The organism is Micromonospora sp. RB23, assembly GCF_053585025.1.
Window position 1 is genome coordinate 3,020,924 of the sequence record NZ_CM132111.1, and the last position, 26,738, is coordinate 3,047,661.

General features: G+C 72.5%; 26 protein-coding genes. 12 read left to right on the forward strand and 14 right to left on the reverse strand.

Features of this window, described 5'->3' with window-relative positions; translation table 11 throughout:
- Positions 1-13: 13 nt before the first annotated feature.
- Complete coding sequence (locus ACTFTM_RS13760) at positions 14-871, reverse strand: SDR family oxidoreductase (protein WP_449566158.1); 858 nt, start codon at positions 869-871, stop codon at positions 14-16.
- 87 nt (positions 872-958) lie between these two features.
- On the opposite strand from ACTFTM_RS13760, the gene ACTFTM_RS13765 reads away from it, so the two are divergent.
- Entirely contained in the window at positions 959-1,354 is a 396-nt protein-coding gene (locus tag ACTFTM_RS13765) for a winged helix-turn-helix transcriptional regulator (RefSeq protein ID WP_449566159.1), read from the forward strand.
- A gap of 18 nt (positions 1,355-1,372) precedes the next feature.
- On the opposite strand, the gene ACTFTM_RS13770 is transcribed toward ACTFTM_RS13765, so the two are convergent.
- Both ACTFTM_RS13770 and ACTFTM_RS13775 read right to left on the reverse strand, forming a co-directional pair.
- Positions 1,373-2,005 (reverse strand): DUF6624 domain-containing protein, encoded by a 633-nt coding sequence (locus tag ACTFTM_RS13770; RefSeq protein ID WP_449566160.1) that lies wholly within the window; start codon positions 2,003-2,005, stop codon positions 1,373-1,375.
- A gap of 49 nt (positions 2,006-2,054) precedes the next feature.
- The gene (locus ACTFTM_RS13775; protein ID WP_449566161.1) at positions 2,055-3,017 is read right to left on the reverse strand and encodes a helix-turn-helix transcriptional regulator; all 963 of its coding nucleotides are present in this window, start codon (positions 3,015-3,017) and stop codon (positions 2,055-2,057) included.
- 384 nt (positions 3,018-3,401) lie between these two features.
- On the opposite strand from ACTFTM_RS13775, the gene ACTFTM_RS13780 reads away from it, so the two are divergent.
- From ACTFTM_RS13780 to ACTFTM_RS13790, 3 genes are all read left to right on the forward strand, one after another.
- Complete coding sequence (locus ACTFTM_RS13780) at positions 3,402-4,064, forward strand: hypothetical protein (protein ID WP_449566162.1); 663 nt, start codon at positions 3,402-3,404, stop codon at positions 4,062-4,064.
- Between the two features lie 84 nt (positions 4,065-4,148).
- On the forward strand, positions 4,149-6,101 hold the full coding sequence (locus ACTFTM_RS13785) for a Xaa-Pro dipeptidyl-peptidase (protein ID WP_449566163.1): 1,953 nt from the start codon (positions 4,149-4,151) through the stop codon (positions 6,099-6,101).
- Between the two features lie 171 nt (positions 6,102-6,272).
- Positions 6,273-7,781: a phosphoesterase gene (locus tag ACTFTM_RS13790; protein WP_449566164.1), complete on the forward strand. Its 1,509-nt coding sequence runs from the start codon at positions 6,273-6,275 to the stop codon at positions 7,779-7,781.
- Between the two features lie 72 nt (positions 7,782-7,853).
- On the opposite strand, the gene ACTFTM_RS13795 is transcribed toward ACTFTM_RS13790, so the two are convergent.
- Positions 7,854-8,378, reverse strand: a complete 525-nt coding sequence (locus ACTFTM_RS13795; protein ID WP_449566165.1) for a MarR family winged helix-turn-helix transcriptional regulator — start codon at positions 8,376-8,378, stop codon at positions 7,854-7,856.
- A 113-nt stretch (positions 8,379-8,491) separates the two neighbouring features.
- On the opposite strand from ACTFTM_RS13795, the gene ACTFTM_RS13800 reads away from it, so the two are divergent.
- The 3 genes from ACTFTM_RS13800 to ACTFTM_RS13810 are packed head-to-tail and all read left to right on the forward strand — an operon-like array spanning position 8,492 to position 11,974.
- Positions 8,492-10,084: an LLM class flavin-dependent oxidoreductase gene (locus tag ACTFTM_RS13800; RefSeq protein WP_449566166.1), complete on the forward strand. Its 1,593-nt coding sequence runs from the start codon at positions 8,492-8,494 to the stop codon at positions 10,082-10,084.
- 40 nt (positions 10,085-10,124) lie between these two features.
- Positions 10,125-10,721 (forward strand): ArsR/SmtB family transcription factor, encoded by a 597-nt coding sequence (locus ACTFTM_RS13805; RefSeq protein WP_449566167.1) that lies wholly within the window; start codon positions 10,125-10,127, stop codon positions 10,719-10,721.
- Positions 10,718-11,974 (forward strand): MFS transporter, encoded by a 1,257-nt coding sequence (locus ACTFTM_RS13810; protein ID WP_449566168.1) that lies wholly within the window; start codon positions 10,718-10,720, stop codon positions 11,972-11,974. The genes ACTFTM_RS13805 and ACTFTM_RS13810 overlap by 4 nt, the downstream gene beginning before the upstream one ends.
- A gap of 161 nt (positions 11,975-12,135) precedes the next feature.
- On the opposite strand, the gene ACTFTM_RS13815 is transcribed toward ACTFTM_RS13810, so the two are convergent.
- The 4 genes from ACTFTM_RS13815 to ACTFTM_RS13830 all read right to left on the reverse strand — a co-directional run bounded on the left by ACTFTM_RS13815 (position 12,136) and on the right by ACTFTM_RS13830 (position 14,860).
- The gene (locus ACTFTM_RS13815; protein ID WP_449566169.1) at positions 12,136-12,831 is read right to left on the reverse strand and encodes an alpha/beta fold hydrolase; all 696 of its coding nucleotides are present in this window, start codon (positions 12,829-12,831) and stop codon (positions 12,136-12,138) included.
- A gap of 38 nt (positions 12,832-12,869) precedes the next feature.
- Positions 12,870-13,250: a VOC family protein gene (locus ACTFTM_RS13820; protein WP_449566170.1), complete on the reverse strand. Its 381-nt coding sequence runs from the start codon at positions 13,248-13,250 to the stop codon at positions 12,870-12,872.
- A gap of 52 nt (positions 13,251-13,302) precedes the next feature.
- A complete protein-coding gene (locus ACTFTM_RS13825) occupies positions 13,303-14,340 on the reverse strand; it encodes an L-dopachrome tautomerase-related protein (RefSeq protein ID WP_449566171.1) in 1,038 nt (345 codons plus the stop codon).
- A gap of 109 nt (positions 14,341-14,449) precedes the next feature.
- A complete protein-coding gene (locus ACTFTM_RS13830; RefSeq protein WP_449566172.1) occupies positions 14,450-14,860 on the reverse strand; it encodes an MmcQ/YjbR family DNA-binding protein in 411 nt (136 codons plus the stop codon).
- A 146-nt stretch (positions 14,861-15,006) separates the two neighbouring features.
- On the opposite strand from ACTFTM_RS13830, the gene ACTFTM_RS13835 reads away from it, so the two are divergent.
- Positions 15,007-16,809, forward strand: a complete 1,803-nt coding sequence (locus ACTFTM_RS13835) for an acyl-CoA dehydrogenase (RefSeq protein ID WP_449566173.1) — start codon at positions 15,007-15,009, stop codon at positions 16,807-16,809.
- A gap of 3 nt (positions 16,810-16,812) precedes the next feature.
- Here ACTFTM_RS13835 and ACTFTM_RS13840 read toward each other — a convergent pair whose 3' ends face one another.
- Positions 16,813-16,989: a hypothetical protein gene (locus ACTFTM_RS13840; RefSeq protein WP_449566174.1), complete on the reverse strand. Its 177-nt coding sequence runs from the start codon at positions 16,987-16,989 to the stop codon at positions 16,813-16,815.
- A gap of 220 nt (positions 16,990-17,209) precedes the next feature.
- Positions 17,210-17,923 (reverse strand): spermidine synthase, encoded by a 714-nt coding sequence (locus ACTFTM_RS13845; protein WP_449566175.1) that lies wholly within the window; start codon positions 17,921-17,923, stop codon positions 17,210-17,212.
- Positions 17,924-18,049: 126 nt separating this feature from the next.
- On the opposite strand from ACTFTM_RS13845, the gene eccB reads away from it, so the two are divergent.
- A complete protein-coding gene (eccB, locus tag ACTFTM_RS13850; protein WP_449566176.1) occupies positions 18,050-19,420 on the forward strand; it encodes a type VII secretion protein EccB in 1,371 nt (456 codons plus the stop codon).
- A 45-nt stretch (positions 19,421-19,465) separates the two neighbouring features.
- Here eccB and ACTFTM_RS13855 read toward each other — a convergent pair whose 3' ends face one another.
- The 4 genes from ACTFTM_RS13855 to ACTFTM_RS13870 form a co-directional block, all read right to left on the reverse strand.
- Positions 19,466-20,071, reverse strand: a complete 606-nt coding sequence (locus ACTFTM_RS13855; RefSeq protein ID WP_449566177.1) for a class I SAM-dependent methyltransferase — start codon at positions 20,069-20,071, stop codon at positions 19,466-19,468.
- Positions 20,072-20,190: 119 nt separating this feature from the next.
- The gene (locus tag ACTFTM_RS13860; RefSeq protein WP_449566178.1) at positions 20,191-21,057 is read right to left on the reverse strand and encodes a carbohydrate ABC transporter permease; all 867 of its coding nucleotides are present in this window, start codon (positions 21,055-21,057) and stop codon (positions 20,191-20,193) included.
- Positions 21,057-22,001, reverse strand: a complete 945-nt coding sequence (locus tag ACTFTM_RS13865; RefSeq protein ID WP_449566179.1) for a carbohydrate ABC transporter permease — start codon at positions 21,999-22,001, stop codon at positions 21,057-21,059. The genes ACTFTM_RS13860 and ACTFTM_RS13865 overlap by 1 nt, the downstream gene beginning before the upstream one ends.
- A complete protein-coding gene (locus tag ACTFTM_RS13870) occupies positions 21,998-23,392 on the reverse strand; it encodes an ABC transporter substrate-binding protein (RefSeq protein WP_449566180.1) in 1,395 nt (464 codons plus the stop codon). The genes ACTFTM_RS13865 and ACTFTM_RS13870 overlap by 4 nt, the downstream gene beginning before the upstream one ends.
- A 116-nt stretch (positions 23,393-23,508) precedes the next feature.
- On the opposite strand from ACTFTM_RS13870, the gene ACTFTM_RS13875 reads away from it, so the two are divergent.
- Genes ACTFTM_RS13875 through ACTFTM_RS13885 form a run of 3 tightly spaced genes read left to right on the forward strand, consistent with a single transcriptional unit; the run spans position 23,509 to position 26,705 of the window.
- A complete protein-coding gene (locus ACTFTM_RS13875; RefSeq protein ID WP_449566181.1) occupies positions 23,509-24,546 on the forward strand; it encodes a zinc-dependent alcohol dehydrogenase in 1,038 nt (345 codons plus the stop codon).
- A complete protein-coding gene (locus tag ACTFTM_RS13880) occupies positions 24,547-25,368 on the forward strand; it encodes a TIM barrel protein (RefSeq protein WP_449566182.1) in 822 nt (273 codons plus the stop codon). It begins immediately after the preceding gene.
- Positions 25,365-26,705, forward strand: coding sequence for an MGH1-like glycoside hydrolase domain-containing protein (locus ACTFTM_RS13885; RefSeq protein WP_449566183.1), 1,341 nt, complete (start codon positions 25,365-25,367; stop codon positions 26,703-26,705). The genes ACTFTM_RS13880 and ACTFTM_RS13885 overlap by 4 nt, the downstream gene beginning before the upstream one ends.
- The last annotated feature ends 33 nt before the right edge of the window (positions 26,706-26,738 follow it).

The following is a 26,738-nucleotide window of genomic DNA, read 5'->3' on the forward strand; positions in this document are numbered from 1 at the left end:
GGACCGCGATCGGTCAGGCGCGCGCGGCGCGGACGGCGTCGCGCAGTCCCGTCGTGGGCCGACCGATCAACCGGCTGAGGTCGTCGCTGTCGGTGGCCAGTTCGCCGATGGCGATCGAGTGGTCGAGAGCGGCCACGAATCCGGCGGTGCCGGCGTCGAGCCCGACGTTCTGGAGTGCGGAGGCCAGTTCGGCGGCCGACATGTCGCGGTGCACGACGGTGGTGCCGGTGACCTCGGTGACGGCGTCGGCCAGCTCGTCGAAGGTGAACGCGGTGCCGCCCAACTCGTAGACGGCGTTGCCGTCCTCGTTCCGGGTCAGCGCCGCCGCCGCGGCGGCCGCGTAGTCGGTCCGGGGCGCGGCGGAGACCTTGCTGCCGCCGGTCGCGCCGAGGATGGTGCCGCTCGCCAGGTACTGCGGAAGCTGGTCGGTGTAGTTCTCGGTGTACCAGCCGTTGCGCAGCACCGTGTACGGCAGGCCCGACGCGGCCAGCACCTCCTCGGTGGCCTTGTGTTCGGGAGCGAGCGGGTTCGTGGTCGTGTCGGCCTTCAGGATGCTGGTGTAGACCAGGCGCTCGACCCCGGCGAGCCGGGCGGCGTCGATGACGGCGGTGTGCTGGGGGACCCGTTGCCCGGGGGTGTCCCCGGAGATGAGCAGCAGGCGGCGTACGCCGGCCACGGCGCCGGGCAGCGTCGAGGGGTCGTCGTAGTCGGCCTGCCGGATCTCGACGCCGCGCGCGGCCAGGTCGGCGGCCTTCTGCGGGCTGCGGACGACGGCGGCGATCTCGGCGGCGGGCACACCGGCGTCGAGCAGGTGCTCGATCACCAGACGGCCGAGGCGGCCGGTGGCGCCGGTGACGGCATAGGTGGGCATGGGGACCTCCGATAAGCGGTGACTACTCGTAAGCACTTACGAATCTACAGCACAAGTCGTTGAGTAAGTATCGGGTAGGCTGGTGACGTGAACGACGTGCCGGCCCGGGACCCGGCGGGGCCTACCCAGGAATTCGTGAGCGATGTCTTCGCGCGCAGCTGCACCTCCCGTGCCGCCTTCGAGGACGTCACGTCGAAGTGGGCCTCGCTCGCTCTGCTCGCGCTCGGCGAGGGCAGCTACCGGTTCAACGCCCTCCGGCGGCGCATCGAGGGGGTCAGCGAACGGATGCTCTCGCAGACCCTGCAGACCCTGGAACGCGACGGGATGCTCACCCGCGAGGTGCTCACCGCGATCCCGCCGCGCGTCGAATACACGCTCACCCCACTCGGCGCCCGCGTCGCCGAGCAGCTCCGCGGCCTCGCCGACCTGCTGGAAGCCTCGGTGCCCGAGGTACGGGCAGCCCGCGAGCGCGAGCGGCCCTGAGCGCCCGACGGGCTCCGCCTAGTTCGTGTCCTGGGCGCAGATCGTCGTCATCTCGGCGAGGTAGCTCGCGAGTGTGGGCAGGCCGGCCCCGGCGCGGCGGCGTTCGACGCCCGGCTCGTCCCTGATCGGGGTCGCGGGGACGGGACCGTCCGGCCCGCAGCGGATCTGTGTCCCGTACACCTGGGGCTCGCCCTTGCCCACCGCCACCCGGTCCTCGAGGTAGGCGAGGTTGCCCGGCGACGCCTGGCGGGCGGCGACGGCCGCGCGCAGCAGGTCCACCGCCTCCTGTTGGAAGGCGGGGTCCAGGTCGGAGTGCTGGACGATGGCCCAGGCGGCGTTGCCGCCGTCCTCGCCCACGAGAGCGAAGGTCGGCCAGCCATGGGCACGGATGATCTCCTTCAGGCGGGTGGTGCGCGCCTGGTCGGACTCGGTTTGTGGGGTGCCCTCGCGGTCGGCCTGGTCGCGCTCCAGCATCGCGATCAACTCGTCGTGCAGCGCCTTGTCGAAGGCGGCGGGGGAGACGGACGCCGGCGGGGTGTCGCCGGTCGGGTCGCCGGCGGGCCCGGGCGGGGCGGTGCACGCGGCGAGGAGCAGCAGGCCCGCCAGCGGCAGACCCGCCACCGGTGGGGCCATCCTCGCCCGGAGCGGCACGGCATCGATTGTCGTCGGTCCGACGACGTGTCACAAGGCATCCGCCACGTCAGGCGTGGAGCGTCGCGCGGGGCGGCACCCCGTAGCTGGCGTGGTACCGGGCGGTGAACCTGCTGTGGCTGACGAACCCCCAGCGGCTGGCGATGGCCGAGACGGTCTCCCGTCGCGGATCGGCCCGGATCAGGTCGTGGTGCGCCCGGTCGAGTCGGATCCGGCGCAGGTACGCCATCGGAGTGGTGCCGAGGTGCCGGCGGAACGCGAGCTGCACCGCGCGCAGGGACACCGCGGCGGCGTTGGCGATGTCGGCGGCGCTGATGTCCCGGTCGGCGTTCTCCTCCATGAAGGCGACGGCGCGACGCACGGTCGCGGTGGTGGCGTCGTGGCGGTCTCCAGCGGTGTCGTCGGTGAACGCCGTGTTGGGGAAGATCGCGAGCGCCGCCGCGGCGAGCATGCGGGCGGCGTTGCCGATCACCAGCGGCTGGGCGCTGGTGATCGGGTTGTTCAGGACGACGTCGTTCACGTACCTGGTGGTCAGCCGCCACTGCCGGGCGAGGGCCGCGTCGACGGGGCCCAGGTCGGTGAACCGGATCGGGCCGGGCCGCCGGGCCGGAGCGGCGGTCGCCACCTGGGTGAGCACCCCGAGGTCCAGGACGCAGAGCTCCACCTCACCCGGCTCCCAGCGCAGGGCGAACGGCTCACCCGGTCGGTTGGTGAGGAACACGTCACCGGGTCCCATGCGGTGGGCCAGCCCCTGGCAGGTGCGGTTGATCCGGGCGCTGCGGGTACGACAGACGACCAGCCCGTCGATGTCGTCCACCTCGATGTCGAGATGGGCGCTCTGGCCGGTCGTGGCGAGGGCGAACGGCCCGGCGTCGACGCGCCGGTGGACGAGGTGGTAGCCCGTCTCGCCGGCGCGGATGCGCAGGTCAGGGGTGTAGGTGCTGGCCAGGAAGCGGTGGATGGCCTCGGGGTCGTGACTGTCGAATCCTCGGGTCTGCACTGGTGACGTCATCCGCTGACTCCGTCCGGGGAAGAGACCACCGGGTGGAGACCAGTGCCGGCGGTGTGTCGGGACGTGGCTGGGCGTACGCGCTGGTTATCGCTGCGCGATGCCGACCGGGTTCGGCGGTGGTGGCGTCCGGAGTGCCGTGCGAAGAATCCCGCTAGATCAGATATCCATTCATGGGAATTCCACCATACGGTAGCCGGTCACGCATCGCCGTCAATCCGCGATATTGCCGAGTCGGCTTCGCTTTCCGGCTATCGCGTGCGGCGATCCTGCGCCGGCTGTCCTAGTCCTCCCGCTGGCGGCAGCGAAATCTTGTTCATGATCTCCCGGGCGTCCCCGGCGTCCGGACCACAGCCGGAGATCCGGCCGACAGGCGGGGGTGAGTCGTTGGACAGTATCGATCCGGACCGCGTCGTACGACTGGCGGTGGCCGAGGCGTTGGCGCGGGTGGCGGACGAGGACAGCCTGGGACTGGGCGAGGGTGACGCGCTGATGGGCCTCGGCGTCGCGCTGCGGGAGGTGCTGCGCCGCGCGCTCGACGACCGCGTCCCGCTGACCACGCCCGAGTTCGTCGACCTGTGCCGCGACCTGCGGCTCAACCGCGACTCGTTCGACCTGCTGGGGCACTACCTGCTCACGGCGTTGCTGGCCCACCACGTCGGGCCGGACGCCCTGGTGCGCGTCGGGGCGCTCCTGGGCACCGTCCGGCGCTACCTGCCGTCCGCCCGGCCGCCCGCGCACCGCAACAAGGGCCCCGAACCCCGGCGCCGCGACGTCCGCGCGGACAACAGCGTCGTGGGCCGCTACCGGCGCGCCAAGCTACCCGAGCACCTGCCCAGCCCGCCGAGCTGGACCTGTACCGGGTGCGGCCGGGAGTGGCCCTGCGCGACCAAGCAGAGCCAACTGCTCGCAGAGTTCGGCGGCGCGCGCGCCTCCCTCGCCGTCTACCTCGGCTCGTGCCTCGTCGCCGCCGCCCAGGACCTGCCGACGCTGCCCCTGCCCAGCGCACGACATCGATTCCTGGGCTGGCTACCCCGCGCACGAATCTGACGACGACACGTCGCCGTGGGCGCTGGGCACAGAGGCATCGATGCGATGGAATATCGGCAACGCGTCGTACCGGGGAGGACACCGATGCCGATCGCCCGAACCCGCGCACGGAGCGCCGCCGCCCTGACCGGCCTGCTGTTCGCGGCGCTCACCGCCGCTCCCGCCACCGCCGACCCGACCGACCGCCACCGTCCGACCCCACCCCACGTCGTCGGCGCCGGTACGGTGCCCGCCTACTCCTACGCCGGGGCGATCCGGGAGAGCGTCTGGGTCGAGACCCGGACCGACAGTGACGGCGACGGCGTACGCGACCGGGTCGCGGTGGACGTCGTCCGGCCGCGGGAGGCCGCCGTCGCGGGGGTCCGCGTACCGGTCATCATGGAGGCGTCGCCCTACTACCTCTGTTGCGGCCGGGGCAACGAGGGCGAGCTCAAGGCGTACGACGCGTCCGGCGTGATCGCCAAGGTGCCCCTGTTCTACGACAACTACTTCGTCCCGCGCGGGTACGCCTTCGCCGCCGTGGACCTCGCCGGCACCGCGCGCTCGACCGGCTGCGGGGACGTCGGCGGTCCGGTGGAGGTGGGCAGCGCCAGGGCGGTGGTGGACTGGCTCAACGGCCGGGCGCGCGCGTACACGGCCGACGGGCGGCCGGTCGACGCCGGCTGGAGCACCGGCCGGGTCGGCATGATCGGCAAGTCGTGGGACGGCTCCGTCGCCAACGGGGTCGCCGCCACGGGCGTGCCGGGCCTGGCCACCATCGTGCCGGTCTCGGCCATCTCAAGCTGGTACGACTACATGCGCTACCAGGGGACGCTGGTGTCGACCGACTATCCCGGCTGGCTCCACTCGGACGTCAGCAGCCGGCCCGAGCAGGCCTGCGCGACCATGCTCGCCCGGTTGCGGGCGGACAGCGCCGAGCAGACCGGCGACTACAACGGGTTCTGGGCGCAGCGCGACTACCGACCGTCAGCCGACCGGGTACGGGCCAGCGTCTTCGTGGCGCACGGTCTCAACGATCTGAACGTCACCACGAACCAGTTCGCCCGCTGGTGGCAGGAGTTGGCGGAGCGTGGCGTACCCCGCAAGCTGTGGCTCTCCCAGGCCGGCCACCAGGATCCGTTCGACGTGCGACGCGCCGAGTGGGTGGCGACCCTGCACCGCTGGTTCGACTACTGGTTGCAGGGGTTGCCGAACGGGGTGATGGACGAACCACGGGTCGACCTGGAGACCGCCCCCGGCAGGTGGACGACGCAGCGCGACTGGCCGGCGCCCGGCGCGCGGGACGTGCGGGTTCCCCTCGGGCTCGGCGACGGTGTGAGCGGCACCCTCGGCGGCCGTGGCGCACGGCCGGGCCAGGAGCGGGCGTACGTCGACGAGTCGCTGACCGAGGACGAGGTGGTCGCCGAGCCGAGCAGCGCGACCGCCGGCCGGCTGGTCTTCCTCTCCGGCCCGTTGGACGCCGCGCTGCGGATCTCCGGGAGCGCGTCGGTGCGACTGCGCGTCCGGGTGGACCGGCCGACCACCGAGCTGAGCGCCCGCCTCGTCGACTACGGCACCGCCGAGCGGAGCTGGTTCGGGGCGGTGCGGACGTTGGACACCGAGTCCTGCTGGGGCGCGTCCACGCAGGCCGACGACGCCTGCTACCACGACACCGAGGAGATCAGCGAGGTCTCCGACCACGCGGTGCTGGCCCGGGGCTGGCTCGACGCCGCGCACCACCGCTCGCTGCGGTTCACCACGCCGCTGCGGCCGGACCGGTGGTACACGGTGACCGTGCCGCTGAACGCGTACGACGCGGTGGTGCCGGCCGGGCACGTCCTCGGCCTGGTGCTCGGTCAGAGCGACCCGGAGTTCACGATGGCCGACGACCGGGACGCGACCGTCCGCGTCGACCTCGGGCGCAGCGAACTGGTCCTTCCGGTCGCCGGTCGGGCCGTGTTGCCCGCCGTCGACGTCGCGCCGACGGTGGTCACGGCACCCGCCACGCCGTCGACCGCCGGGTCGGCGCGGGTGCAGCGGCAGCGGCAGCGGCCCTGATCCTGCCGCTTCGCTGTCGTGCCGTCACCCGCCGCCGCGTCCGCCGCGCCTTTCAACGGGCGCGGCCAGGGAGTTCACCGGGTACCCGCCCGCTGTAGGGCGGGCGTTCACCGACCTCTCCGAGGCTCCTTGATCGAAAGAGCATTCGCTTGATCGAGGAGAGGCTCTGACGTGAGAGACAAGCAAGCCGAAGAGGTCGAGCGCGCGCAGTTGTCGCGGCGCAAGCTGGTCAAGTACGCGGGCGTCGGCGCGACGCTGGCCGCCGCGAGCCCGCTGGTGGGCAGCGGCGCGGCGTGGGCCGACGAGGAGCGCCGGCCCGGCGACGACACGGGTGACCGGGGCGGCGTCAAGAACCGGTCGTGGCGCGCGGGTGACCACCACGTCCACTCCGAGTACAGCGGCGAGTTCGACACCACGAAGTCGCCGATCGTCTTCCACAAGGGCGCGGACGCGGTCTACCCGATCGTCACCAACGCCATCATGGCCAAGAACTTCGGCCTGACCTGGGCGATGTGCACCGACCACGGTGGACCGACCCACTCGAAGGTCAACATCGAGCAGGCGTACCCCGACCTGCTGCGCTCCCGCAAGCTCGTCCCCGAGGTGCTCCAGTTCTGGGGCATGGAGTTCGACGCGCCCTCGCTGGACCACCACACGCTGATGATCCCGCGCCACGACGACGAGGCGAAGCAGCTCTTCGAGCTGGAGAGCCGCTTCGCCAAGTACGACGCGTTCCCCACCGACCCGGCCCGCGACACCGAGGCCAAGATGGTGGAGTTCCTCAAGGTCGCCCGGGGGATGCCGCACAAGCCGCTGGTGATCGCCCACCACGCGTCCCGATCGGCGACCGGCCTCGGCGTCTACGGCCAGGACACCCCGCGCGAGTTCCGCAACGGCAACAACGCCGCGCCCGACGTCTACATCGGCTTCGAGGGCGCGCCCGGACACCAGGCCGGTCCGCTCAACGGCGGCAAGCGCGGCGGGTACGGCAACCACCCCACCTACGGCGGCTTCGACCAGATGACCGCGCGGGTCGGTGGGCTCTGGGACTCGCTCCTCGGCGAGGGCCGGCGCTGGTGGATCACCGCGACGTCCGACTCGCACGTGCACTGGACGCGCGGCGGCTCGGACTTCTGGCCGGGGGAGTACAGCAAGACCTACGTGTACGCCCGCCAGGACTACGGCGACATCATGGACGGCCTGCGTAACGGCCGGATCTGGGTGACCACCGGCGACCTGATCCGCACCCTGGACGTGACCGCCACGTCGCAGGGCAAAACGGCCGAGGTCGGCGAGACCATCACGGTCAACCGACGCAGCCGCACCGATGTCGAGATCGAGATCCGGTTCCGCCCGCTGGACGGCGTCAACGGCAACGGTGACCGCCCCGAGGTCCGCCGCGTCGACCTGATCGTCGGGCAGATCACCGGGCCGAGCGCCAACCTCGACGCCGACACCAACCCCACCACGAAGGTGGTGGCCCGGTTCGGCCCGCGTGACTGGCGTCGCCAGGGTCACGACTACGTCATCCGGCACACCCTGCGCAACGTCGAGGCCGACACGTACGCCCGCGTGCGCGGCACCAGCACCGACGAGGCCGAGCCCCTCGCGGACGGGCTGGAGAGCCCGTGGGACGACCTCTGGTTCTACTCGAACCCGGTGTTCGTGCACGTCCGCTGATCCCGCCAACCGGCCCTGTTGATCAAGAGGTTCGCGTCAGGATTCCGGCCTCCGGTGACGCGAACCTCTTGATCAACGCCGGTCGGCGGGTGGGGTGGGGTGGAGGTCGGTCACCGCCTCGCAGAGGTCGCGGAGGGGGTCTAGTGCCTGGGTTGAGCAGGCGACTCGTTGCAGCAGAGTTCGCAGGGTTGCCGACTCTTGCGGGGCGAGCGACCCCAGCAGGTGCGTCTCCACTCGTCGTAGCGCCTCGCGGCGCTGCTCCCAGGCCGCCCGTCCGGCGTCGGTGACGTCCACCAGTCGGCTGCGCCGGTCGGACGGGTCGGCCCGCCGGGCCACGAACCCGGGGCGTTCGAGGTCGTCGATCAGGTACGTCAGCACCGTGCGGTCGATCCCCAACTCCTCGGCGATCGCGCCCTGATTGCGGCCCGGACCGGTGACCGAGGCGGTGAGCACCTGGTAACCGCGCGGGCCGCCGGGAAAATCGGTCAGCACGTGCTCGGCCGCCCGGACGTAGCCGCGGAAGACGATCCCCAGCATCCAGCCCAGATCGTCGTCGAGCGGATCGGGCCGGTCCGGCCGGTGGGTGGCACCCGTCATACCCCGACGATAGCCGAAGTCACAGACCTTGTTGGCAGCAGATGTTCTGTCTGACATAAGGTTGAGGTGACGACGCATCGCGCGACGCGGCGCGTACGACAGGAGGCTCGCACATGAGCGACTACGGCCACGACCTGGTCTTCGGCTCGTTCACCACGCCCGGCAACGACGATCCCGACCGCACCGTCGGGCTGGCCGTCCTGGCCGAGCAGGTCGGCTTGGACCTGGTCACCTTCCAGGACCACCCGTACCAGCCACGGTTCCTGGACACCTGGACGCTGCTGACCTTCGTCGCCGCCCGGACCGACCGGGTGCACCTGTCGGCGAACGTCACCAACCTGCCGCTGCGCCCGCCGGCCGTGCTCGCCCGCAGCGTCGCCAGCCTCGACCTGCTCAGCGGCGGCCGAGTCGCGCTGGGCCTCGGCGCGGGCGCGTTCTGGGACGCCATCGAGGCGATGGGCGGCCGCCGGCTGACCCCCGGGCAGGGCGTACGGGCGCTGGAGGAGGGCATCGACGTCCTCCGGCAGATGTGGGACGCCCAGGCACGCGGGGGTGTGCGGGTCGACGGCGAGTTCCACCGGGTGGTCGGCGCGAAGCGTGGCCCGGCCCCCGCCCACGCGGTGCCGATCTGGCTCGGGGCGTACAAGCCGCGCATGCTCGCGCTCACCGGTCGTCGGGCCGACGGGTGGCTGCCCTCGCTGGGCTACCTCGAACCCGGTGACCTGGCCCGGGGCAACACGATCATCGACGACGCCGCCCAGGAGGCCGGCCGCTCACCCGCCGACGTCCGCCGACTGCTCAACATCTCCGGCACCTTCGCCACGGTGGGGCGTGGCCCGCTGCACGGGCCGGCCGAACAGTGGGCGCGGGAGCTGGCCGAACTGGCGTTGGGCGAGGGGATCGGCACGTTCATCCTGGCCAGCGACGACCCCGACGACCTGCGCCGGTTCGCCGGGGAGGTGGCCCCCGCCGTGCGCGAACTGGTCGCGGTCGAGCGTGACCGGGGCGCCGCGTCGGTGCGTACCCCCGCCGAGGTCCTCGCGGACACGCAGCCGGCGGCGGTCGTCGCGCCCGCCGCGCCGCGGGCCCGGGCGCGGGTGAGCGCCGGCGCCTTCGCGGTGGTGCCGACGCCCGACGACGGCCGCCGGCTCAGCGACCGGCAGGTCTGGGACGAGGCGGCCCGCCCCACCGGGCCGACGCCCGATCCCACCCGCACCTACACCGCCCACGAGCAGGCCACCGGCCAGCACCTGGTGCAGGTGCACGACGGGCTGCGCGCCGAGCTGGCGCAGATCCACGACCTGATCGAGCAGGTCGCGGCGGGCGAGATCGACGCCGGCGCGGCGCGGTCGCAGATCAACACGATGACCATGCGGCAGAACCGGTGGACGTTGGGCGCGTACTGCGAGTCCTACTGCCGCATCGTCACCACCCACCACACCATCGAGGACCAGGCGCTCTTTCCGCGACTGCGGCAGGCCGACCCGCGGCTGCGCTCGGTCGTCGACCGGCTGGAGCAGGAGCACCACGTCATCCACGAGGTGTTGGAGGGCGTCGACAAGGCGCTGGTGGCGTACGTCGGCGCGCCGGACGGGCTGGCCGAGCTGCGCGCCGCGGTGAACCTGCTGACCGACGCCCTGCTGTCGCACCTGAGCTACGAGGAGCGGGAGCTGGTCGAGCCGCTGGCCCGCCTGGGGGTGAGCTGACCGGGTTGCCCCGAGAGATCTGAGAGACTACTTTCGAAACATGTCTCTCAAGAATCCGTACGGGGATTTCGAGATCACCGAGCCGCAGGCCCTGCGGGCGTTGGCGCACCCCGTCCGCCTGGCCATCCTCGACCGGCTCCAGCGACACGGCCCGTCCACGGCCACCGGCCTGTCTCCGCACGTTGGCGCCACGCCGTCGGTGGTGAGCTGGCACCTGCGCCACCTCGCGACGTTCGGCCTGGTCGCCGACGCCGACGGGAGCACCAGCAAGCGGGAACGCTGGTGGCAGGCGACCGCCCGTGGGTTCCGCTTCAACCTGCCCGACGACGCCGAGGGGCAGGCCGCGGCGCGACAGCTCCGCGGCGAGATGTTCGCCCGGTACGCCGAGACGCCCCAGCAGTGGCTGTTGCAGGAGGAGCCCCGACTCGACGACACCTGGCGCGCGTTGGCCGGGGTGGCCGACACCTCATTCATCGCCACTCCCGACGAGATGCGCCAGCTGGAGGAGGCCATCGAGGAACTGCTCGCCCCGTACGTGCGGCGCAAGGACGACGACACGCCCCCGGCCGGCGCGCAGGTCGTACGGATGCTGCGCTACCTGCTGCCCGAGACCGCCGACGATCCGTCCGCGTCATGACCGCCGTCGACGCCCCGGCCGCACCGGCCCCGCACCGCGACCGACGCTTCCGTACCTTCTGGATCGGTCAGACGATCTCCGCGTTCGGCGACCGGATCAGCGAGCTGGCCCTGCCCCTGATCGCCGTCGCCCTACTCGCCGCGACGCCCGTGCAGGTGAGCGTCCTCACCGCGCTGATCTGGCTGCCCAACCTGCTGGGCCTGTTCCTCGGCGCGTGGGTGGACCGGCGCACCCACAAACGCCGACTCCTGATCATCGCGGACCTGATCCGCGCGGCCGTGCTGCTCAGCCTCCCGGTGGCGTACCTGTCGGACACGATCACCCTCACCCACCTGTACCTGGTGGCACTGCTCACCGGCGTCGGAGCGGTGCTGTTCGCCCTGGGGCAGCAGGCGTTCTTCGTCGCCCTGGTGCCGCGATCCGCCTACGTGGACGCGAACAGCAAACTCAGTGTCAGTCGCTCCCTCTCGTTCATCGTCGGCCCGGCCGCCGGTGGTGGGCTCGTCCAGGCGCTCGGCGCGCCGGTGGCGATCCTCGTCGACGCGGTGTCCTTCCTCGTCTCCGCCCTGCTGCTGCGCCGCATCCCGGTCACCGAGCCTCCGCCACCGCCACGGCAGACGTCCACGCTCGGTATGGTCCGCGAGGGCATGGCCCTGGTGCTGCGCCACCCGGTGCTGCGCGCCGCGCTCGGCTGCACCAGCACCGTCAACTTCTTCACGTTCATCGCCTCGGCGCTGCTGGTGCTCTACGCCAATCGTGAACTCGGCCTCTCGGCCGGTGCGATCGGCGTCGCGTTCGGCGTCGGCGCGCTCGGCGGCCTGGCCGGCGCGGCCCTGGCGCCCCGCGTCTCGCGAGCAATCGGGCTCGGCCGCACGGCGATGATCGGCGCGGTGGTGTTCCCCGCCCCGCTCGCGCTGACCGCGCTGATCGACGGCCCGACCTGGGCGAAGGTGGCCATGCTGGCGGCCATCGAGCTGGTGTCCAGCGTCGGGGTGATGCTGATGGACGTCAACCTCAACGCCCTGCTCGCCGCCGTCACACCGGACGACGCGCGCGGCCGCCGAGCCGGCGCGTACAGCGCCGTCAACTACGGCATCCGGCCCCTGGGCGCTCTGGTCGGCGGCGCGCTCGGCACCACCCTGGGCCTGCGGCCGACCCTGGTCGTCGCCGGGGTGGGCGGCGTGCTCGCCGTGCTGTGGCTGCTCGCGTCCCCCGTGCGCCACATCAGGAGCCTCGAGACCGTCACGCCGTGACCGAACCGGCCTGGCCGTTGCCCTTGTCCCGCTCCTGACCGGAGGCACCCACCTCCCGAAGCCTGATGCCGGTGGGTCATCTTGATGACTCACCGGCATCACGCTCATCGCACCGACAGCCCCCGAGCCGATCTCGACGGCGCGCCGGCACCGGCCGCCGGTCAGCTCGCCTCCGCCGCGAGCAGCGCGGCCAGCTCGACGGGCTGGGAGAACATCGGCCAGTGACCGGTGGCCATCGTGACGAGCCGCCAGCGCTCGCTGCCGAGCAACGCCGCCACGACGTCGTTGGGCTCGGGCCCGTCGAGCAGGCACTTGACGTACGTCGCCGGCAGCTCGCCCAGGGAACGGGTCAGCACGGCCGGCTCGGTCAGCGTGCGCCCCGGATGCGTCGTGGCGCCCTTGACCAGCCGCGCGATCTGCTCGTCGGTGAGACCCTGACCGTCGAACTCGGCCGGGGCCAGCGGCGGCCAGTCACCGCCGTTGGCGGCGAGCACGGAATCGAACGCCGCCTGACCCTGCCACCAGCCGGAGGCGAACGACCCGCCGTCGACCGGCACCTCCGAGTCGAGGAAGACCACCCGGGACAACCGGTCGCCGATCCGCTCGGCGGCCTGCCCCACCGGGATGCCCGAGTAGCTGTGCCCGACCAGCACCACGTCGCGCAGGTCGCGGCGCTCGACCTCGTCGATGACGTCCTGCACGTGGGTCTGCTGGCCGGCCGGCACGCCCTGCCGCTCGGCGAGACCGGAGAGCGTCAGGGGGAAGGTCCGGTGCCCGGCCGCCCGCAGGTGCGGCACCACCTCGTCCCACGCCCAGGACCCCAGCCACGCTCCTGCCACCAACACCAGATCAGCCATGGCCGGACCCTACTGCGGCACTATGACAGGCTCGCGCGTCACGACCAGGTCCGGGCCTGGGCGTCGAACACCTCGGCCGGACTCTCGACCGGCAGGACGCAGAGCAGGTGCCCGCCGGGGGCCCGCAGGATGCGGCACTCCATCCACCGCGTCACCTCGACGGCGCCCAAACCGACCAGCCGCGCGGTCTCGGCCGCCACGTCGTCGGTCTCGATGTCGAGGTGGTAGCGCGGCGCGTCGTCGACGGCCTGGACGGCGGTGACCAGGCCGGGCAGCGCCTCGTGCAGGCCCACGAACTGCGGCTCGTCCGGGTGGGTCCGGGTGCCGACGCCGAGCGCCGCCGACCAGAACTCCGCAGCCCGCGCGGCCTCCGCCTCGGGCGCGTCGATGAGCAACGCGTACACACGGCTTCGATGCATGCGAGGCAGGATATCGAGTACGCCCACTGTCCGCCCGCCGCGCGCGACTGCTTCAAGCGTGGTCGGACGCGGGCGGGCCGGCGTCGACCGGCATCCGGTAGATGTGCACCGGGTACGCGACGGCCGGGTGCCCGCCGTTGAACCCCGCCGTCAGGTGCAGTTGGGCCGCCGGCAGCCAGAGTTGCCCCGCGGTGTCCAGCCACATCGCGTCCACCCAGTTCAGGCGTGGGTCCGCGACGAGCGTACGGACGCTGCGGTCCAGCCCCAGGGCGAGGATGCGGCGGTGCTCGACGTCGCTGACGTAGATGGTGCCGCGCGCGTCGATGGCCGTGCCGCCGGTGCTCGGAGTGTCCCACCACGGCTCGACCCGCCGGGCCAGCTCCTCCGCGGACAGCGTCGGGTCGTCCAGCCAGCGGGTGCCGATCCGGGACATCCCACCCGAGGCCGGCTGGTAGTACAGCCACCGCCCGTCCGGCGACACCTCCAACTGGTCGGCGTGCAGGCGCACCTCGGCGCCGCCGGGATCCCGTAGCGCCCGGCCGTCGGCGACCACCGGCCCGCCCACCATGCTCGGGTGCCCGTCCAGCACCCGTCGACACCCACCCGAGTCGAGATCCACGACGATGAGACCGGGCGCGCCGGCGTCGGTGACGTACGCCGTGCGGTCGTGGAACCGGACGTCGTCGACGTAGCTGTGCGGACGCACCGCGCCGTCGAGGTGGTAGACCCGGTCCACCCGGTCGCCGTCCACGTCGACGACGATCAGCCGCGCCCCACCGGGCACCTGGTCGCCGCCGAGCTGCGGCGCGCCCGAATCGACGATCCACAGGTGACCATCCGGGCCGGCACGCAGCGCGTTGACGTGCACGAACGTCCCGTCGGGCGGTCGGTTCGGCGCGTTCCACGCGGCGTCCGGGTACGGGTTGCGACGGCCGTCCGGCAGCGCCTCCACCACCTGCACACCCGGCCCGTCCGCCGACGGGTAGCTCAGGAAGATCCGCCCCCGCAGCGTGGTCACGCCCGTGCACACCCGCTCCTCGGCGAGCACCGGTGTCAACCGGGGGTCCTCCTCGGTTGCCCGCATGGACATGGGTCCGCTCCTCGCGCCACGGGCGACGTCGCCGTAGCCGTCGATGGTCCGCCGTTGGCGCGGTATCCCCGTGCCGGCCCCGGCGAAACTCCGGCCTCGCCGGGTGCCCTCAACCGGGCCGGGCGACAAGCGCGGCGAGCCGCTTGGGGGCCTGCACGCAGTAGCTCTCGGTGAGCAGCTCACCGACCTCGTCCCAGTCGGTGTCCGCGTCCAGGACCATGCCCACCACGTTCGGGCTCCAGTCCGGCTTGTAGAAGGGGTGGCCGACGCTCAGGAGACCGGCGATCTCGTCGAGCGGCGATCGGAAGACCAACAGGCAGGCGGGACGGCCGAGCGTGGCGGCGCGCGTGGGCGCCGCCTGACGGTCCGGGTCGACGGTGAGCACGTGGGCGAACGTGCGGCGGCGGATCCGCCAACGCGTGCCCACCCAGGCCGGCTCCTCGTACGTTTCCGGAAATCCGCCGCAGACCGGGCGAAGCCTGTCGAGGACCTCGGGGTCGACGTCTCCGGGTGCGCTCACGGCAGGGACGCTAGCTGGCGGGTACGACAACGACGCCCGCACGAGGGGCGGCGGTGGTGCGCTCCCGGCGCATCGGTCAGGATGGGTCGGGGCCGACGCCGGCCACCCCCCGACCCGACACCCCCCCAGCCCCGCCGAGGAGTTTCGTGCCCTCCACCCTGCTGTCCCGCCGTGACCTGGACTTCCTGCTGCACGACTGGCTGCGGGTGTCGCACCTCGTCGAGCGTTCCCGCTACGCCGAGCACTCCCGGGAGACCTTCGACGACGCCCTGGACCTCGCCGAGCGGGTGGCAACCGACCAGTTCGCCCCGCACAACCGGGCCGCCGACCTCGCTGAGCCGACGGTCGAGGGGGGCCGGGTGCGGACGATCCCGCAGATCGAGGCGGCGTTGCGGAGTTTCGCCGAATCGGGCCTGCTCATTGCGGCGATGGACGACTCGGTCGGTGGTCTGCAACTGCCGCACGCCGTCGCCGCCGCCTGCTTCGCCTGGTTCCAGGCGGCCAACGTGGCCACCTCCGCGTACCCGCTGCTGACCCTCGGCAACGCCAACCTGCTGCTGGCACACGGCAGCGCCGAGCAGGTCGACACGTACGTCCGGCCGATGCTCCAGGGGCGGTTCTTCGGCACCATGTGCCTGTCCGAGCCGCACGCTGGCAGCTCACTGGCTGACATCACCACCCGGGCCGAGCCACAGCCGGACGGCACGTACCGGCTGTTCGGCACCAAGATGTGGATCTCCGGGGGTGACCACGAACTCGCCGAGAACATCGTCCACCTGGTGTTGGCGCGGATCCCCGGCGGCCCGCCCGGGGTGAAGGGCATCTCGCTGTTCGTCGTACCCAAGGTGCTGGTCGGCCCGGACGGCTCGCTGGGCGAGCGCAACGACGTGGCGCTGGTCGGGCTCAACCACAAGATGGGCTTTCGGGGCACCACCAACGCGTTGCTCAGCTTCGGCGACGGCGGACACACCCCCGGCGGTCGGTCCGGCGCGGTGGGCCACCTGGTCGGCGCCCCCCACCAGGGGCTGGCCCAGATGTTCCACATGATGAACGAGGCCCGCATCGGCGTCGGGGCCGGCGCCACCGCGCTGGGCTACACCGGCTACCTCAAGAGCCTGGCGTACGCCCGCGAACGGCCGCAGGGCCGACCGATCGGCGCTAAGGACCCGGCGACGCCGCAGGTGCCGATCATCGACCATCCCGACGTACGACGGATGCTGCTGGCGCAGAAGAGCTACGTGGAGGGGGCCCTCGCCCTGGTGCTCTACTGCGCCCGGCTGCTCGACGAGGAGAAGACCGCACCGGCCGCCGCCGACCGGGAACGGGCGCACCTGCTGCTGGACGTGCTCACCCCGATCGCCAAGAGCTGGCCGTCGCAGTGGTGTCTGGCGGCCAACGATCTGGCCATCCAGGTCCTCGGCGGCGCCGGCTACACGCGCGACCACGACGTGGAGCAGCACTACCGCGACAACCGGCTCAACCCGATCCACGAGGGCACCCACGGGATCCAGGCGCTGGATCTGTTGGGGCGCAAGATGACCATGCACGACGGCGCGGGCCTGCTCCTGCTGACCGAGACGATGACGGACACCGTCGCGCGGGCGCGGCTGGCCGGCGGCGCGGCCGCCGAACTGGCCGACCGGCTGGCCACGGCGGTGCGACGGGTCACCACCGTCACGCGGCGGCTGTGGGCGGGCGGCGACCCGCTGCTCGCGCTGGCCAACGCCAGCGTCTACCTCGAAGCGGTCGGGCACGTGGTGATCGCCTGGATGTGGCTCGAACAGGTGCTGGCGCTGCCGCCCGCCGAGAGCGGCGACTCGTTCCACGCCGGGAAGCGGCAGGCCGCCCGCTACTTCCTCACTGTCGAACTGTCCCGTACGGGACCCCAGTTCGACCTGCTGGACAGCCTCGACCGCACCGCGCTCGACATGCGCGCGGACTGGTTCTGACCGTCACCGTCGGCGGGCCTGGTGGTTCATCGCCTGTCGTCCCTTGACCACGCCCAGGATGATCACGATCACCAGCGCGATCAGACCGATGATGATCAGCCAGCGGACCGCTTCGAGAACCAGCCCGAGCAGAATCAGCACGCCGGCGACCACGCCGACGACCCAGAGCAGGGCACGCATCCGAACCTCCAGTGACCGCGGCCGCAACGCGAGATGCGTCGACCCGGGGTGACCTTCCCGCCCCCGCGAACCCCAAACACGCCGTCCCGAGGCCACCCCTGCGCGATCTTGCACTTTCTGTGCCCGCACAAGGGACTTCAGCCCACGGATCGCCAACAGAACCTGCAAGATCGGCGGGGGCGGGGCGCGGCGGGGCGGGGGCGGCGCGGGGGGAGAGGGCTCAGCGGCGGGCTACGTAGACGGTGTTTGCGGACTGGCCGCCGGTCAGCGGGTTGGCGAAGGGCACGACGTGCGCCTGTGCGGTCGTGAACACCTCCGCGAGCCCTGCGGTGAACCCGTCGTCCGGTGGGTCGTCCGACCAGAGCGCGAAGACGCCCTCCGGACGGAGCAGCGCGGCGAGCCGCCGGAGGCCGTCCGGCGTGTAGAACGGCGCGTGGCTCGGGTGCAGGACGTTACGTGGCGAGTGGTCGACGTCGAGGAGGACCGCGTCGAAGCGTCGTCCGGGCGTCTCGGTGTCGAAACCCTCGTCGCCCGCCACGGCGGCGAAGAAGTCGGCTCGCACGAACCGGGTCCGCGGGTCCTCGGCCAGCCCGGCCGCGAAGGGCAGCAGCCCCCGTCGGTGCCAGTCGATGACGTCCTCGATGGCCTCCACCACCAGCAGTGCCCGTACCCGTGGGTCGGCCAGCGCGGTGCACGCCGTGTAGCCCAGCCCGAGACCGCCGACCACCACGTCGAGCGTGTCGCCGGTCAGTTCGGCGAGGCCCAGTCGGGCCAGCTCGATCTCCGCGACGGGGAAGAGGCTGGACATCAGGTACTCGTCGTCGAGCTTGACCTCGTACACCTCGACCTGGAGCGCCGGATCGCGACGCCGCCGCAGGCTGATCGCGCCGATCGGTGTCTCCCGCCAGGCCAGTTCCTCGAAACGCGCGCCCACGGTACCCTCTCGCCGCCGGATTCGTCCCCGAATGGTACCGGCCGGTTCGCGTCCCGCCACGCAGGGTCCACGGGACATCGACGCAGCGCATATCCTGTGCGCGGTCGAACCAGCGGAAGGGACCCCATGCCGTCGCGGCAGGATCAGCTGCACTCCTACCAGTTCAGCGTCCAGCGGGCGGTCGCCGCGCTGGTGATGCGGGAGACCGATCCGGCCCAGTCCCCGTTTCGGCGGCTGGCGGGCGCGGGTCTGGCCAGCGTCCTCGTCGCGGTGATCGCGCTCGGAGGCTCGGCGCTCTACGGCCTGTTCGCCGGGGGCGGCACGGGCTGGCGGGACCCGGGCGCGGTGATCGTGGAGAAGGAGTCCGGCGCCCGGTTCGTGTACCGGGAGCAGAGGCTGCACCCGGTGCTCAACTACGCCTCGGCGCTGCTGATCGTCGGCGCGGACCGGGCGAAGACCGTGCTGGTCTCCCGGCGCTCGATCGACGGTGTGCCGCGCGGCCTGCCACTGGGCATCGCCGACGCACCGGACTCGTTGCCCGCGCCGGGTCGTCTCGCGAGGTCGGCCTGGACGGTCTGCTCGACGACGACCGGCGCGGACACCCGTTCGGCGCTGCTCATCGGCGTCGACCCCGACGGCGGTCGACCACTCGGCGACGACGCGCTGCTGCTGCGCCACCCGGACGGCGGCCTGCATCTCGTGTGGCACCAGCGCCGCTACCTGATCCGCGATCCCAACCGGGTGCTGGCCGCGCTGGCGACCACCCGGACGCGGGCGGTGCCCGTCGCCCCCGCCCTGCTGAACGCCCTGCCCGCCGGCGTCGACCTGGCCCCGCCGGCGCTGCCCGGCGAGGGGCGGCCCTCCGCCCGGGTGCCCGGCGCCACCATCGGACAGGTCTACCTGGTGCGCAACTCCGGCGGCGGCCGGCAGTACGCGGTGGCGCTCGACGACGGGCTGGCCGGGATCACCGAGTTGCAGGCCGGTCTGCTGTTGGCCCGCACCGGGCAGGGGGAGTCGGAGCCGATGACGTTGGGCCGGTTCGCCGCGCTGCCCACCATGCCCGATCTCGCCCCGAGCGGCCCGACCGCTCCGCCGCCCGCCCCGCCCCGGCTCGCCGCGGTGGACGACACGGCGGTCTGCACCCGGGTCGGTGACGACGGCGCGGGCGAGGTGCGCTGGGGCGTACGCCTGCCGGACCTGGCGGCCGTTCCGCGGACCGCGCCGTCCGGCGGCGCGGCGCTGGCCGACCACGTGGTGGTGCAGCCCGGGGGAGGCGCGGTGGTCGAGGCCGCCGCGGCGCCCGGCGCGTCCGGAGGCGCGGTGGCCGTGGTCACCGACCTGGGCCGGCGGTACGTGCTGGCCGACCGCGAGGTGCTGCCGATGCTCGGGTACCGCGACGTGCGACCGGTACGGCTGCCCGCCGCCCTGGTCAGTCTCGTGCCGGCGGGCGCGACCCTCGACCCGGCCGCGGCGCGGGCCGTCGCCGCACCGTCCTGACGCCGCGCGGGTCGCCGCCGCCCTTGTCCTGACTCCGCTCGGGCGTCAGGTTGCCGGACGGCGCAGGATGCTGACCGCGAAGGGCGCGTCGTCGCGCCACGGGCGCAGGTCCCAGGTGGCGAAGCGGTGTTCCAGGCGCAGCCCGGCGGCGACGGCGTCGGCGTCGAACGCGGTCAGCGGGTAGCCGCGTTCGGTGCCGAAGCCCACCGCCAGGACGCCGTCCGGGCGCAGGTGCCCGGCGAGGCGGCGCAACACCTCCGGCTCGGTGCCGACGGCGACGAACGCGAGCACGTTGCCGGCGAGCACGGCGGCGTCGAACGGCTCCTGCTCTCCCAGCGCCGGCAGGTCCAGGTCGGCCAGGTCGGCGACCAGCCAGCGCGGGCCGGGATGGTCGGCGCGGGCGGCCTCCACGAGGACCGGGTCGGCATCCACTCCGACGACGGTGTGCCCCCGCTGCGCCAGGGCCGCGCCCACCCGGCCGGTGCCGCTGCCGGCGTCGAGGATCCGCGACCCGGGCTCGACGAGCGTGTCGACCAGTCGCGCCTCGCCGGCCAGGTCGGCGCCCTCGGCGGCGAGTTTGCGGAACCTGTCGACGTACCACTGCGAGTGCTCCGGGCCGGTGTCGGTCGCCCAGCGGGTCGGGTTGGCCATACGGCCACGGTAACCGGGCCGGACGGGACCGGGCCGGCGGGTACGCCGATCGGTGGCGGCTCGGCGACGCCGAGGTCGGCGTGTCGAACCGCCGGGCCGCCACCGATCGCGCGGCAGGCTCAGCCCTTCTCCGCGCCGCTGGTCAGGCCCTCGGTCAGCAGCCGCTCGCTGGCGAAGAAGAGGATGACGATGGGCAGGGTGAGGACGACCGACCCGGCCATCAGCACCGTCTTGGGCACCTCCACGCCGTCGGAGAGCAGCGACAACCCGAGCGACACCGTCCACCGGTCGGGTTTGTCGACGAGGAACAGCAGCGCGAACAGGAACTCGTTCCAGGCGATCATGAAGTCGTAGAGCGCGACCGCCATGATCGACGGCGCGGCGAGGGGCAGGCTGACCCGGCGGATGATGCCGAGCCGGCCGGCCCCGTCGATCGCGGCCGACTCCTCCAGGCTGACCGGGATGGTCTCGAAGTAGTTCTTCAGCATGTAGACCGACACCGGCAGCGTCTGCGAGACGTAGACCAGCACCAGCCCGAACAGCGAACCGCGCAGCCCGGCGAGGCTGAACACCACGAACAGCGGGATCGCGATGACGATCGACGGGAACAGGTAGACCGCCAGGAACAGGAAGTCGACCTGCCGCCGGCCGAAGAACCGCAATCGGGCCACCGCGTACGCGCCGGGGATCGCGACGAGGAGCGTGAGCACGGTCGCCGAGATCGCCACCAGAGCGCTGTTGCGGATGAAGGTCAGGAATCCCTGGCCGCCGTCGGCGGTGGCCTTGAGGACCTCGGCGTACGTGGCGACGGTCAGCTCGCCGAAGCCGACGCCGAGCGAGCCCGGGTCGAGCAGCAGCCGCTCGATGGGGCGTACCGAGAGCAACAGCATGTAGTAGAAGGGGAACACGGTGACCACCAGGAACGCGGCGATCACCAGGCGGCGCAGCCAGCGCAGGCTCACCGTCTCGACCATGTCCCGGTCCATCAGCCGACCCTCCGTCCGAAGAAGCGCAGGTAGATCAGCACGAACACGATGAGCACCACGGCCAGCACCACCGCCTGCGCGGCGGCGGCCCCGACGTCGGTACGGGCGGTGAGGAACTCGTAGACCCGGACGCTGACCACCTCGGTGCCGGCGGCCCCGCCGGTGAGCAGGTAGACGTCGTCGAACTTGTTGAACGTCATGATGAAGCGCAGCACGCCCAGCAGGGCGACCACCGGCAGGAGTTGCGGCAGCAGGATGTGCCGGAACCGCTGCGTGGGCGTGGCTCCGTCGACGCGGGCGGCCTCTTCCAGTTCGCCGGGCACCGCTTGGAGCCGGGCCAGCAGGAACAGGAAGGCGAACGGGAAGTACCGCCACGCCTCGAACGCGATGACCGTGGCCAGCGCGGTCGACTCCTGGGTGAGGAACGGCACCGGCGCGTCCCAGCCCAGCAGGCGCTGACCCCAGTGGTTGACGATGCCGAGTTGCGGGTCGAGCATCACCTGCCAGACGAAGGTGACCGCGACCACCGGCGCCACGTACGGCAGCAGCATGGACGCCCGTACCAGGGTGCGACCGCGGAACGGGCGGCGGACGACGAGCGCGGCGACCAGGCCGAGCAGGATCGACCCGGCGGTGCCGCCGACGCTGTACAGCAGGGTGACCCACAGTGTGTCGGCGAAGCCGGGGGTGTGCAGCACCCGGTCGATGTTGTCCAGGGTGAGGTCGCCGAACAGGCCGGTCTTGCGCAGGGTGGCGAGCCGGACCCGCTGGAAGGCGAGCACGACGGTCCAGATGATCGGGATGCCGATGACGGCGATGGTGACGAGCAGGGTCGGCGCGACAAGCGCCAGTCCCGCGCGGGATTCTCGGCGGCGGAGCGTCAGCGGTCGGCGGCGGGTCCGCGCCGGCCGTTCCGTCGTCTCCGGGGGCGCGGTGGTGGTCAATTGACGCCCGCCTTGATCGCCTCGACGTCCTTCTTCGCCCGCCCGGCGGCGCCTGCCGCGTCGGACTTGCCGGTCACCAGGTCGCCAAGCGCCTTGGGCACCGGAAGCTCGCCGAGCATCGCGCCGACCAGCTTGCCCTGGCCCTGGCTGAGACCCCAGCGGCCGAACGTGTCCGGGCTGCGCCGCAGGGTGGCGAGCACGTCGTCGCCGTACACGTCGGTGAGGGGTTTCTTGGCGTCCACGCCGGCCGGGCTGGTGGTCCAGGCGGTCAGGAACGCCTCCGGCTCGGCCGCGGTGCCCTTGCGCACCGGGAACCGGCCCTCGGGGGACATGCCGAACCAGCGCGGGTAGCCGTCGCCGAGCATGTACTCCACGAAGGACTTGGCCGGGTCGGTCACCGCGCCGTCCAGCACGGCCCACGAGCTGATCTCGCCGTACTGCGCGGGTTCGCTGGCGTTGGGGCCCTTGATCGCGGTGACGAACCCGCTGTTCTTGGCGAGGAACGCCGGGTCGGCCTGGCACTGCGGGCAGGTGGGCCTGGCGTCGTTGCGCAGCCCGGCCAGCTCGTCGAGGATGAACGGCGACCAGATCACCATGGCCGCCTTGCCCGCGAAGTAGGTGGCCCGGGTGGTGTCCACGTCCTGCGCGCCCTTCACGGAGCTGGTGCGGATCAGGTCGCCGTAGAAGCGGAACGCCTCGACGCACTGCGGAGAGTCGAGGGTGACGGCGCCGGAGTCGTCGGTGAGCTGGCATCCGTTGGCCAGGGCCAGGTGCTCGAAGGTCTGCTGGGTGAAGACGTCGCTCGCCGAGGTCGCCGCGGTGATGCCGGCGACGCCGCCGGTGTTCAGCTTCGCCGCCGCGGTGGCGATGCGCTCGTACGTGTCGGGGGCAGGCAGGCCGGCGGCGTCGAACAGATCCTTGCGGTAGACGAGCAGTTGCCCCCACCCGTCGCTGGGCACGGAGAGCTGCTTGCCGTCGTCGGAGGTGAGTTCCAGCGCCCGGGGGGAGAACGTCTGCCGGCCCAGCGTGTCGACGACCTCCGCGTTCGCCGAGGCGTGCAGCAGCTCGTTTGCCGCGAGCGTACGGATGCCGGCCAGGGAGACCGATCCGACCACGTCGGGCAGCTCGCCGGCGGCGGCGTTTGCGGCGATCAACGAGGGGAACTGGTCCTCGTTGACGGTCACGAGGTCGACCTGGATCCCGGTCTTGGCGGTGAAGTCGGCGATGATCGCCTTGGTGGCGGTGACGCGGTCGGCGACGTCCTCCAGGCTCCACACGGTGATCTTCTTGCTGTTGCTGTCGGATCCGTCGTCTCCGCAGGCCAGCAGGGTGGACGTGGCCAGTGCCAGGATCAGGGTGGTGGCGAGTATCCGCCTCGGAGGTGCTGACATCGGTGGCACTCCTCTCGAAGGGTACAAGACGGATTCAACACCTTCGATTGATCAATAGCAAGACATATGGCTATTTTTTGGCTATCCTGGAACCCAGTGCTACCGGGATGTGACACATGGGCAACTGGGTGGTCTCCCTCGCCGGGCCTCGACAGATCAGTCTCGAGCCCTGCCCGCCAGATCCGCTCGGCCCCGGCCAGGTCCGAGTCCGCACCTGCTACTCGGGCATCTCCGCCGGCACCGAGCTGACCCTCTACCGGGGCAGCAATCCGCGGCTCCGCAAGGACTGGGACGACACCGCGCGCATGTTCGTCCCCCGCCAGGCCCCCGTGCCGTACCCGTTGGTCGGCTTCGGCTACGAGGAGGTCGGCGAGGTCGTCGAGGTGGCCGCCGAGGTCGCCGACCGGCATCCGGGCCAGCTCGTGTGGGGCATCTGGGGGCACCGCGCCGAGGCCGTGCTCCCCGCCGACGCGGTCCGTCCCCTGCCCGTCGGGCTGGACCCGCTCGCCGCGGTCTTCGCCCGGCCCGGCGCCATCGCGCTGACCGCCGTGCTCGCCGGTGACCTGCACCTGGGCGACTGGGTCGGTGTCTTCGGGCAGGGCGTCATCGGGCTGCTCGCCACCCGCCTCGCGGCCCTGTCGGGCACCCGGGTGGTGGCCGTCGACCGGGTGCCCGGCAGGCTGGCCCACGCCAGCCGTTACGGCGCGCGGTCCACCGTGGACGCCGACGTCCGGTCCGCCGCCACCGTGCTGCGCGAGGCCACCGGCGGCCGGGGCGCGGACGTCTGCCTGGAGCTGTCCGGGGCGTACCCGGCGCTGCACGAGGCGATCCGCTCCACCGCGCACGCCGGCCGGGTCGTGGCCGCCGGCTTCTACCAGGGCCAGGCCGACGGGCTCGGCCTCGGCGAGGAGTTCCACCACAACCGCATCCAGTTGGTGGCCGCCCAGGTCTCCGGTCCCACCCCCGCGCCGGGCATGGCCGGCCGGTGGACCGGGGATCGGGTGGCGCAGACCTTCATGGAGCTGGTGGCCGACCGCAGCGTCGACCCGCTGCCACTGGTCAGCCACATCGTCGACGCCAGCGCGGTCGCCGACGCCCTCGCGCTGCTCGACAGCGGCGCCGATGACGTCCTCCAAGTGGTGTTGAGGTTCTAGATGACCACCATCGCGCTCGCCTGCCAGGAACAACTCCTGCCGGGCACCAACCTGATCCAGAAGTACGCCCTCGCCACCGCGCTCGGCTACCAGGGCATCGAGCTGCGCGGACGCGGTGACCTCGCGTTCGCCCGTCGCCTGCCCGAGCTGCGCCGGGCCCGCGCCGCCGGCGTGGTGATGCCCACCGTCTGCGTCGAGATGACCCACTTCATCGGCGACTTCGACCCCGCCCGGTCCGCCGACGCCGTCCGCAATCTGCGCTCCCAGCTCTCGGTCATCGCCGAACTGGGCGGCATCGGGGTGCTGACCCCCGCCGCGTGGGGGATGTTCTCCCGGCGGCTGCCGCCCTTCGAGCCGCCACGCCCGCCGGCCGGCGACCGGCAGGTGCTCCTGGACGCGCTCGGCACCCTCGGCGAACACGCCCGGGCCGAGGGGGTCACCCTCTTCCTCGAACCCCTCAACCGGTACGAGGACCACATGGTCAACCGGCTCGACGAGGCGGTCGCCCTCTGCGCCGCCCTCGCGCTGCCCTCGGTCCGGGTGGTCGCCGACACCTTCCACATGAACATCGAGGAGGACGACCCGCACCGGGCGCTGCGCGCCGCCGCGCCGTACCTCGGACACGTGCAGGTCAGCGACTCCAACCGGTACCAGCCCGGCGCCGGGCACCTGGACTGGCCGGGCCTCGTGCGGACCCTGTTGGAGCTGGACTACCGGGGCTGGCTGTCCCTGGAGTGCCGGCTGCGCGGCGACCCCGTCCGCGCTCTCGGCGAGGCCGTCACGGTGCTGCGGCACGCGTTGCCCCGGCGGGCCGCCGCATGACCGCCGGCGCCGTCCCGGCCCGCATCGGTGGTACGGCCGAGCCGGCCGGGCTGAGCCGGTTGGCCGTCGCCACACTCGACGCGAACTGGGAACACGACCACACGGTGCCGTCGCGCACGCTCTATCCGCACCAGTGGAGCTGGGACTCTGCGTTCATCGCGATCGGGCTGGCCCACGTGCGGCCCGGGCGGGCCTGGCGGGAGCTGGCGAGTCTGTTCCGGGCGCAGTGGGCCGACGGGCGGGTGCCGCACATCGTGTTCAACCCGGCGCTGCGGGTCGGCGGGTACTTTCCCGGCCCGGAGCTGTGGCGCTCGGCCGACGTGCAGGGCGCCCCGGGCGTCGACACCTCCGGGCTCGTCCAGCCGCCGGTGCACGCGCTCGCCGCGCTCCTGGCCTACCGGCGCGCGCCCGATGAGAACGGCCTGGCCGCGCTGCGGCGGCTCTACCCGGCACTGGTGGCCCAGCAGCGTTACCTCGCCGAGCGGCGGGACGTGGCCGGTGACGGGCTGGTGTGCGTCGTACACCCGTGGGAGTCCGGTCTGGACAACAGCCCCGCCTGGGACGAGCCGATGGCCGGGGTCCACGCCGAGGCGGCCGTCATGCGCGCGTACCGTCGGCACGACACCGCGCACGCCGACGCCGCGCACCGCCCCACGGACCTGGACTACGCGCGCTACCTGGCGATCGTCGCGACCTACCGGGACCACGGCTACGCCGATCGCGACCTGGCCGACGACCATCCGTTCCTGGTGGAGTGCCCGCTGTTCAACGCGGCGTTCGGGTCCGCCGAGCACGCGCTGGCCGACATCGCCACGCTGACCGGCTTCGACCCGGGCCCGCACCGGGCCCGCGCGGACCGCGTCACCGAGGCGTTGGTACGACGGCTGTACGACCCGGACACCGGCACGTTCCAGCCCCGCGACCTGCGCACCGACCGGCTCGTCGGCGCGCGTACCGTGCTCGGGCTCGCGCCGTTGCTCCTGCCCAACCTGCCTGCCCGGCAGGTCGACGCGCTCGTCGCCGAGGCGACGTCGCCGCGGTTCGGGGTGGCCCGGCGGATGGACCGGCCGCTGCCCAGCCACGACCGCACCGCGCCCGACTTCGAACCGTTGCGCTACTGGCGGGGACCGAGTTGGTTGAACATCGGCTGGCTGGTACGGCGCGGCCTGACCACTCACGGGCACCCGGAGTTGGCCGCCGGCCTGCGCCGTTCGATGATCGACCTGGTGGCCGGCGCGGGCTGCCACGAGTACTTCCACCCCGACACGGGGGCCGGGCTGGGCTCACCGGCGTTCGGGTGGACCGCCGCGCTGCTGCTCGACCTGCTCGCCGCGTGACACTTCCCGGCCGGCGTCGGGTGGTAACGTGCC

Excerpts from the sequence above, each read along its gene's own strand:
- ACTFTM_RS13760 (WP_449566158.1), bottom strand. The coding sequence starts at position 871 with ATGCCCACCTATGCCGTCACCGGCGCCACCGGCCGCCTCGGCCGTCTG.
- ACTFTM_RS13775 (WP_449566161.1), bottom strand. The coding sequence starts at position 3,017 with ATGACGTCACCAGTGCAGACCCGAGGATTCGACAGTCACGACCCCGAG.
- ACTFTM_RS13785 (WP_449566163.1), top strand. The coding sequence starts at position 4,149 with ATGCCGATCGCCCGAACCCGCGCACGGAGCGCCGCCGCCCTGACCGGC.
- ACTFTM_RS13795 (WP_449566165.1), bottom strand. The coding sequence starts at position 8,378 with ATGACGGGTGCCACCCACCGGCCGGACCGGCCCGATCCGCTCGACGAC.
- ACTFTM_RS13800 (WP_449566166.1), top strand. The coding sequence starts at position 8,492 with ATGAGCGACTACGGCCACGACCTGGTCTTCGGCTCGTTCACCACGCCC.
- ACTFTM_RS13805 (WP_449566167.1), top strand. The coding sequence starts at position 10,125 with ATGTCTCTCAAGAATCCGTACGGGGATTTCGAGATCACCGAGCCGCAG.
- ACTFTM_RS13810 (WP_449566168.1), top strand. The coding sequence starts at position 10,718 with ATGACCGCCGTCGACGCCCCGGCCGCACCGGCCCCGCACCGCGACCGA.
- ACTFTM_RS13815 (WP_449566169.1), bottom strand. The coding sequence starts at position 12,831 with ATGGCTGATCTGGTGTTGGTGGCAGGAGCGTGGCTGGGGTCCTGGGCG.
- ACTFTM_RS13820 (WP_449566170.1), bottom strand. The coding sequence starts at position 13,250 with ATGCATCGAAGCCGTGTGTACGCGTTGCTCATCGACGCGCCCGAGGCG.
- ACTFTM_RS13825 (WP_449566171.1), bottom strand. The coding sequence starts at position 14,340 with ATGTCCATGCGGGCAACCGAGGAGGACCCCCGGTTGACACCGGTGCTC.
- ACTFTM_RS13840 (WP_449566174.1), bottom strand. The coding sequence starts at position 16,989 with ATGCGTGCCCTGCTCTGGGTCGTCGGCGTGGTCGCCGGCGTGCTGATT.
- eccB (WP_449566176.1), top strand. The coding sequence starts at position 18,050 with ATGCCGTCGCGGCAGGATCAGCTGCACTCCTACCAGTTCAGCGTCCAG.
- ACTFTM_RS13855 (WP_449566177.1), bottom strand. The coding sequence starts at position 20,071 with ATGGCCAACCCGACCCGCTGGGCGACCGACACCGGCCCGGAGCACTCG.
- ACTFTM_RS13860 (WP_449566178.1), bottom strand. The coding sequence starts at position 21,057 with ATGGACCGGGACATGGTCGAGACGGTGAGCCTGCGCTGGCTGCGCCGC.
- ACTFTM_RS13870 (WP_449566180.1), bottom strand. The coding sequence starts at position 23,392 with ATGTCAGCACCTCCGAGGCGGATACTCGCCACCACCCTGATCCTGGCA.
- ACTFTM_RS13875 (WP_449566181.1), top strand. The coding sequence starts at position 23,509 with ATGGGCAACTGGGTGGTCTCCCTCGCCGGGCCTCGACAGATCAGTCTC.
- ACTFTM_RS13880 (WP_449566182.1), top strand. The coding sequence starts at position 24,547 with ATGACCACCATCGCGCTCGCCTGCCAGGAACAACTCCTGCCGGGCACC.
- ACTFTM_RS13885 (WP_449566183.1), top strand. The coding sequence starts at position 25,365 with ATGACCGCCGGCGCCGTCCCGGCCCGCATCGGTGGTACGGCCGAGCCG.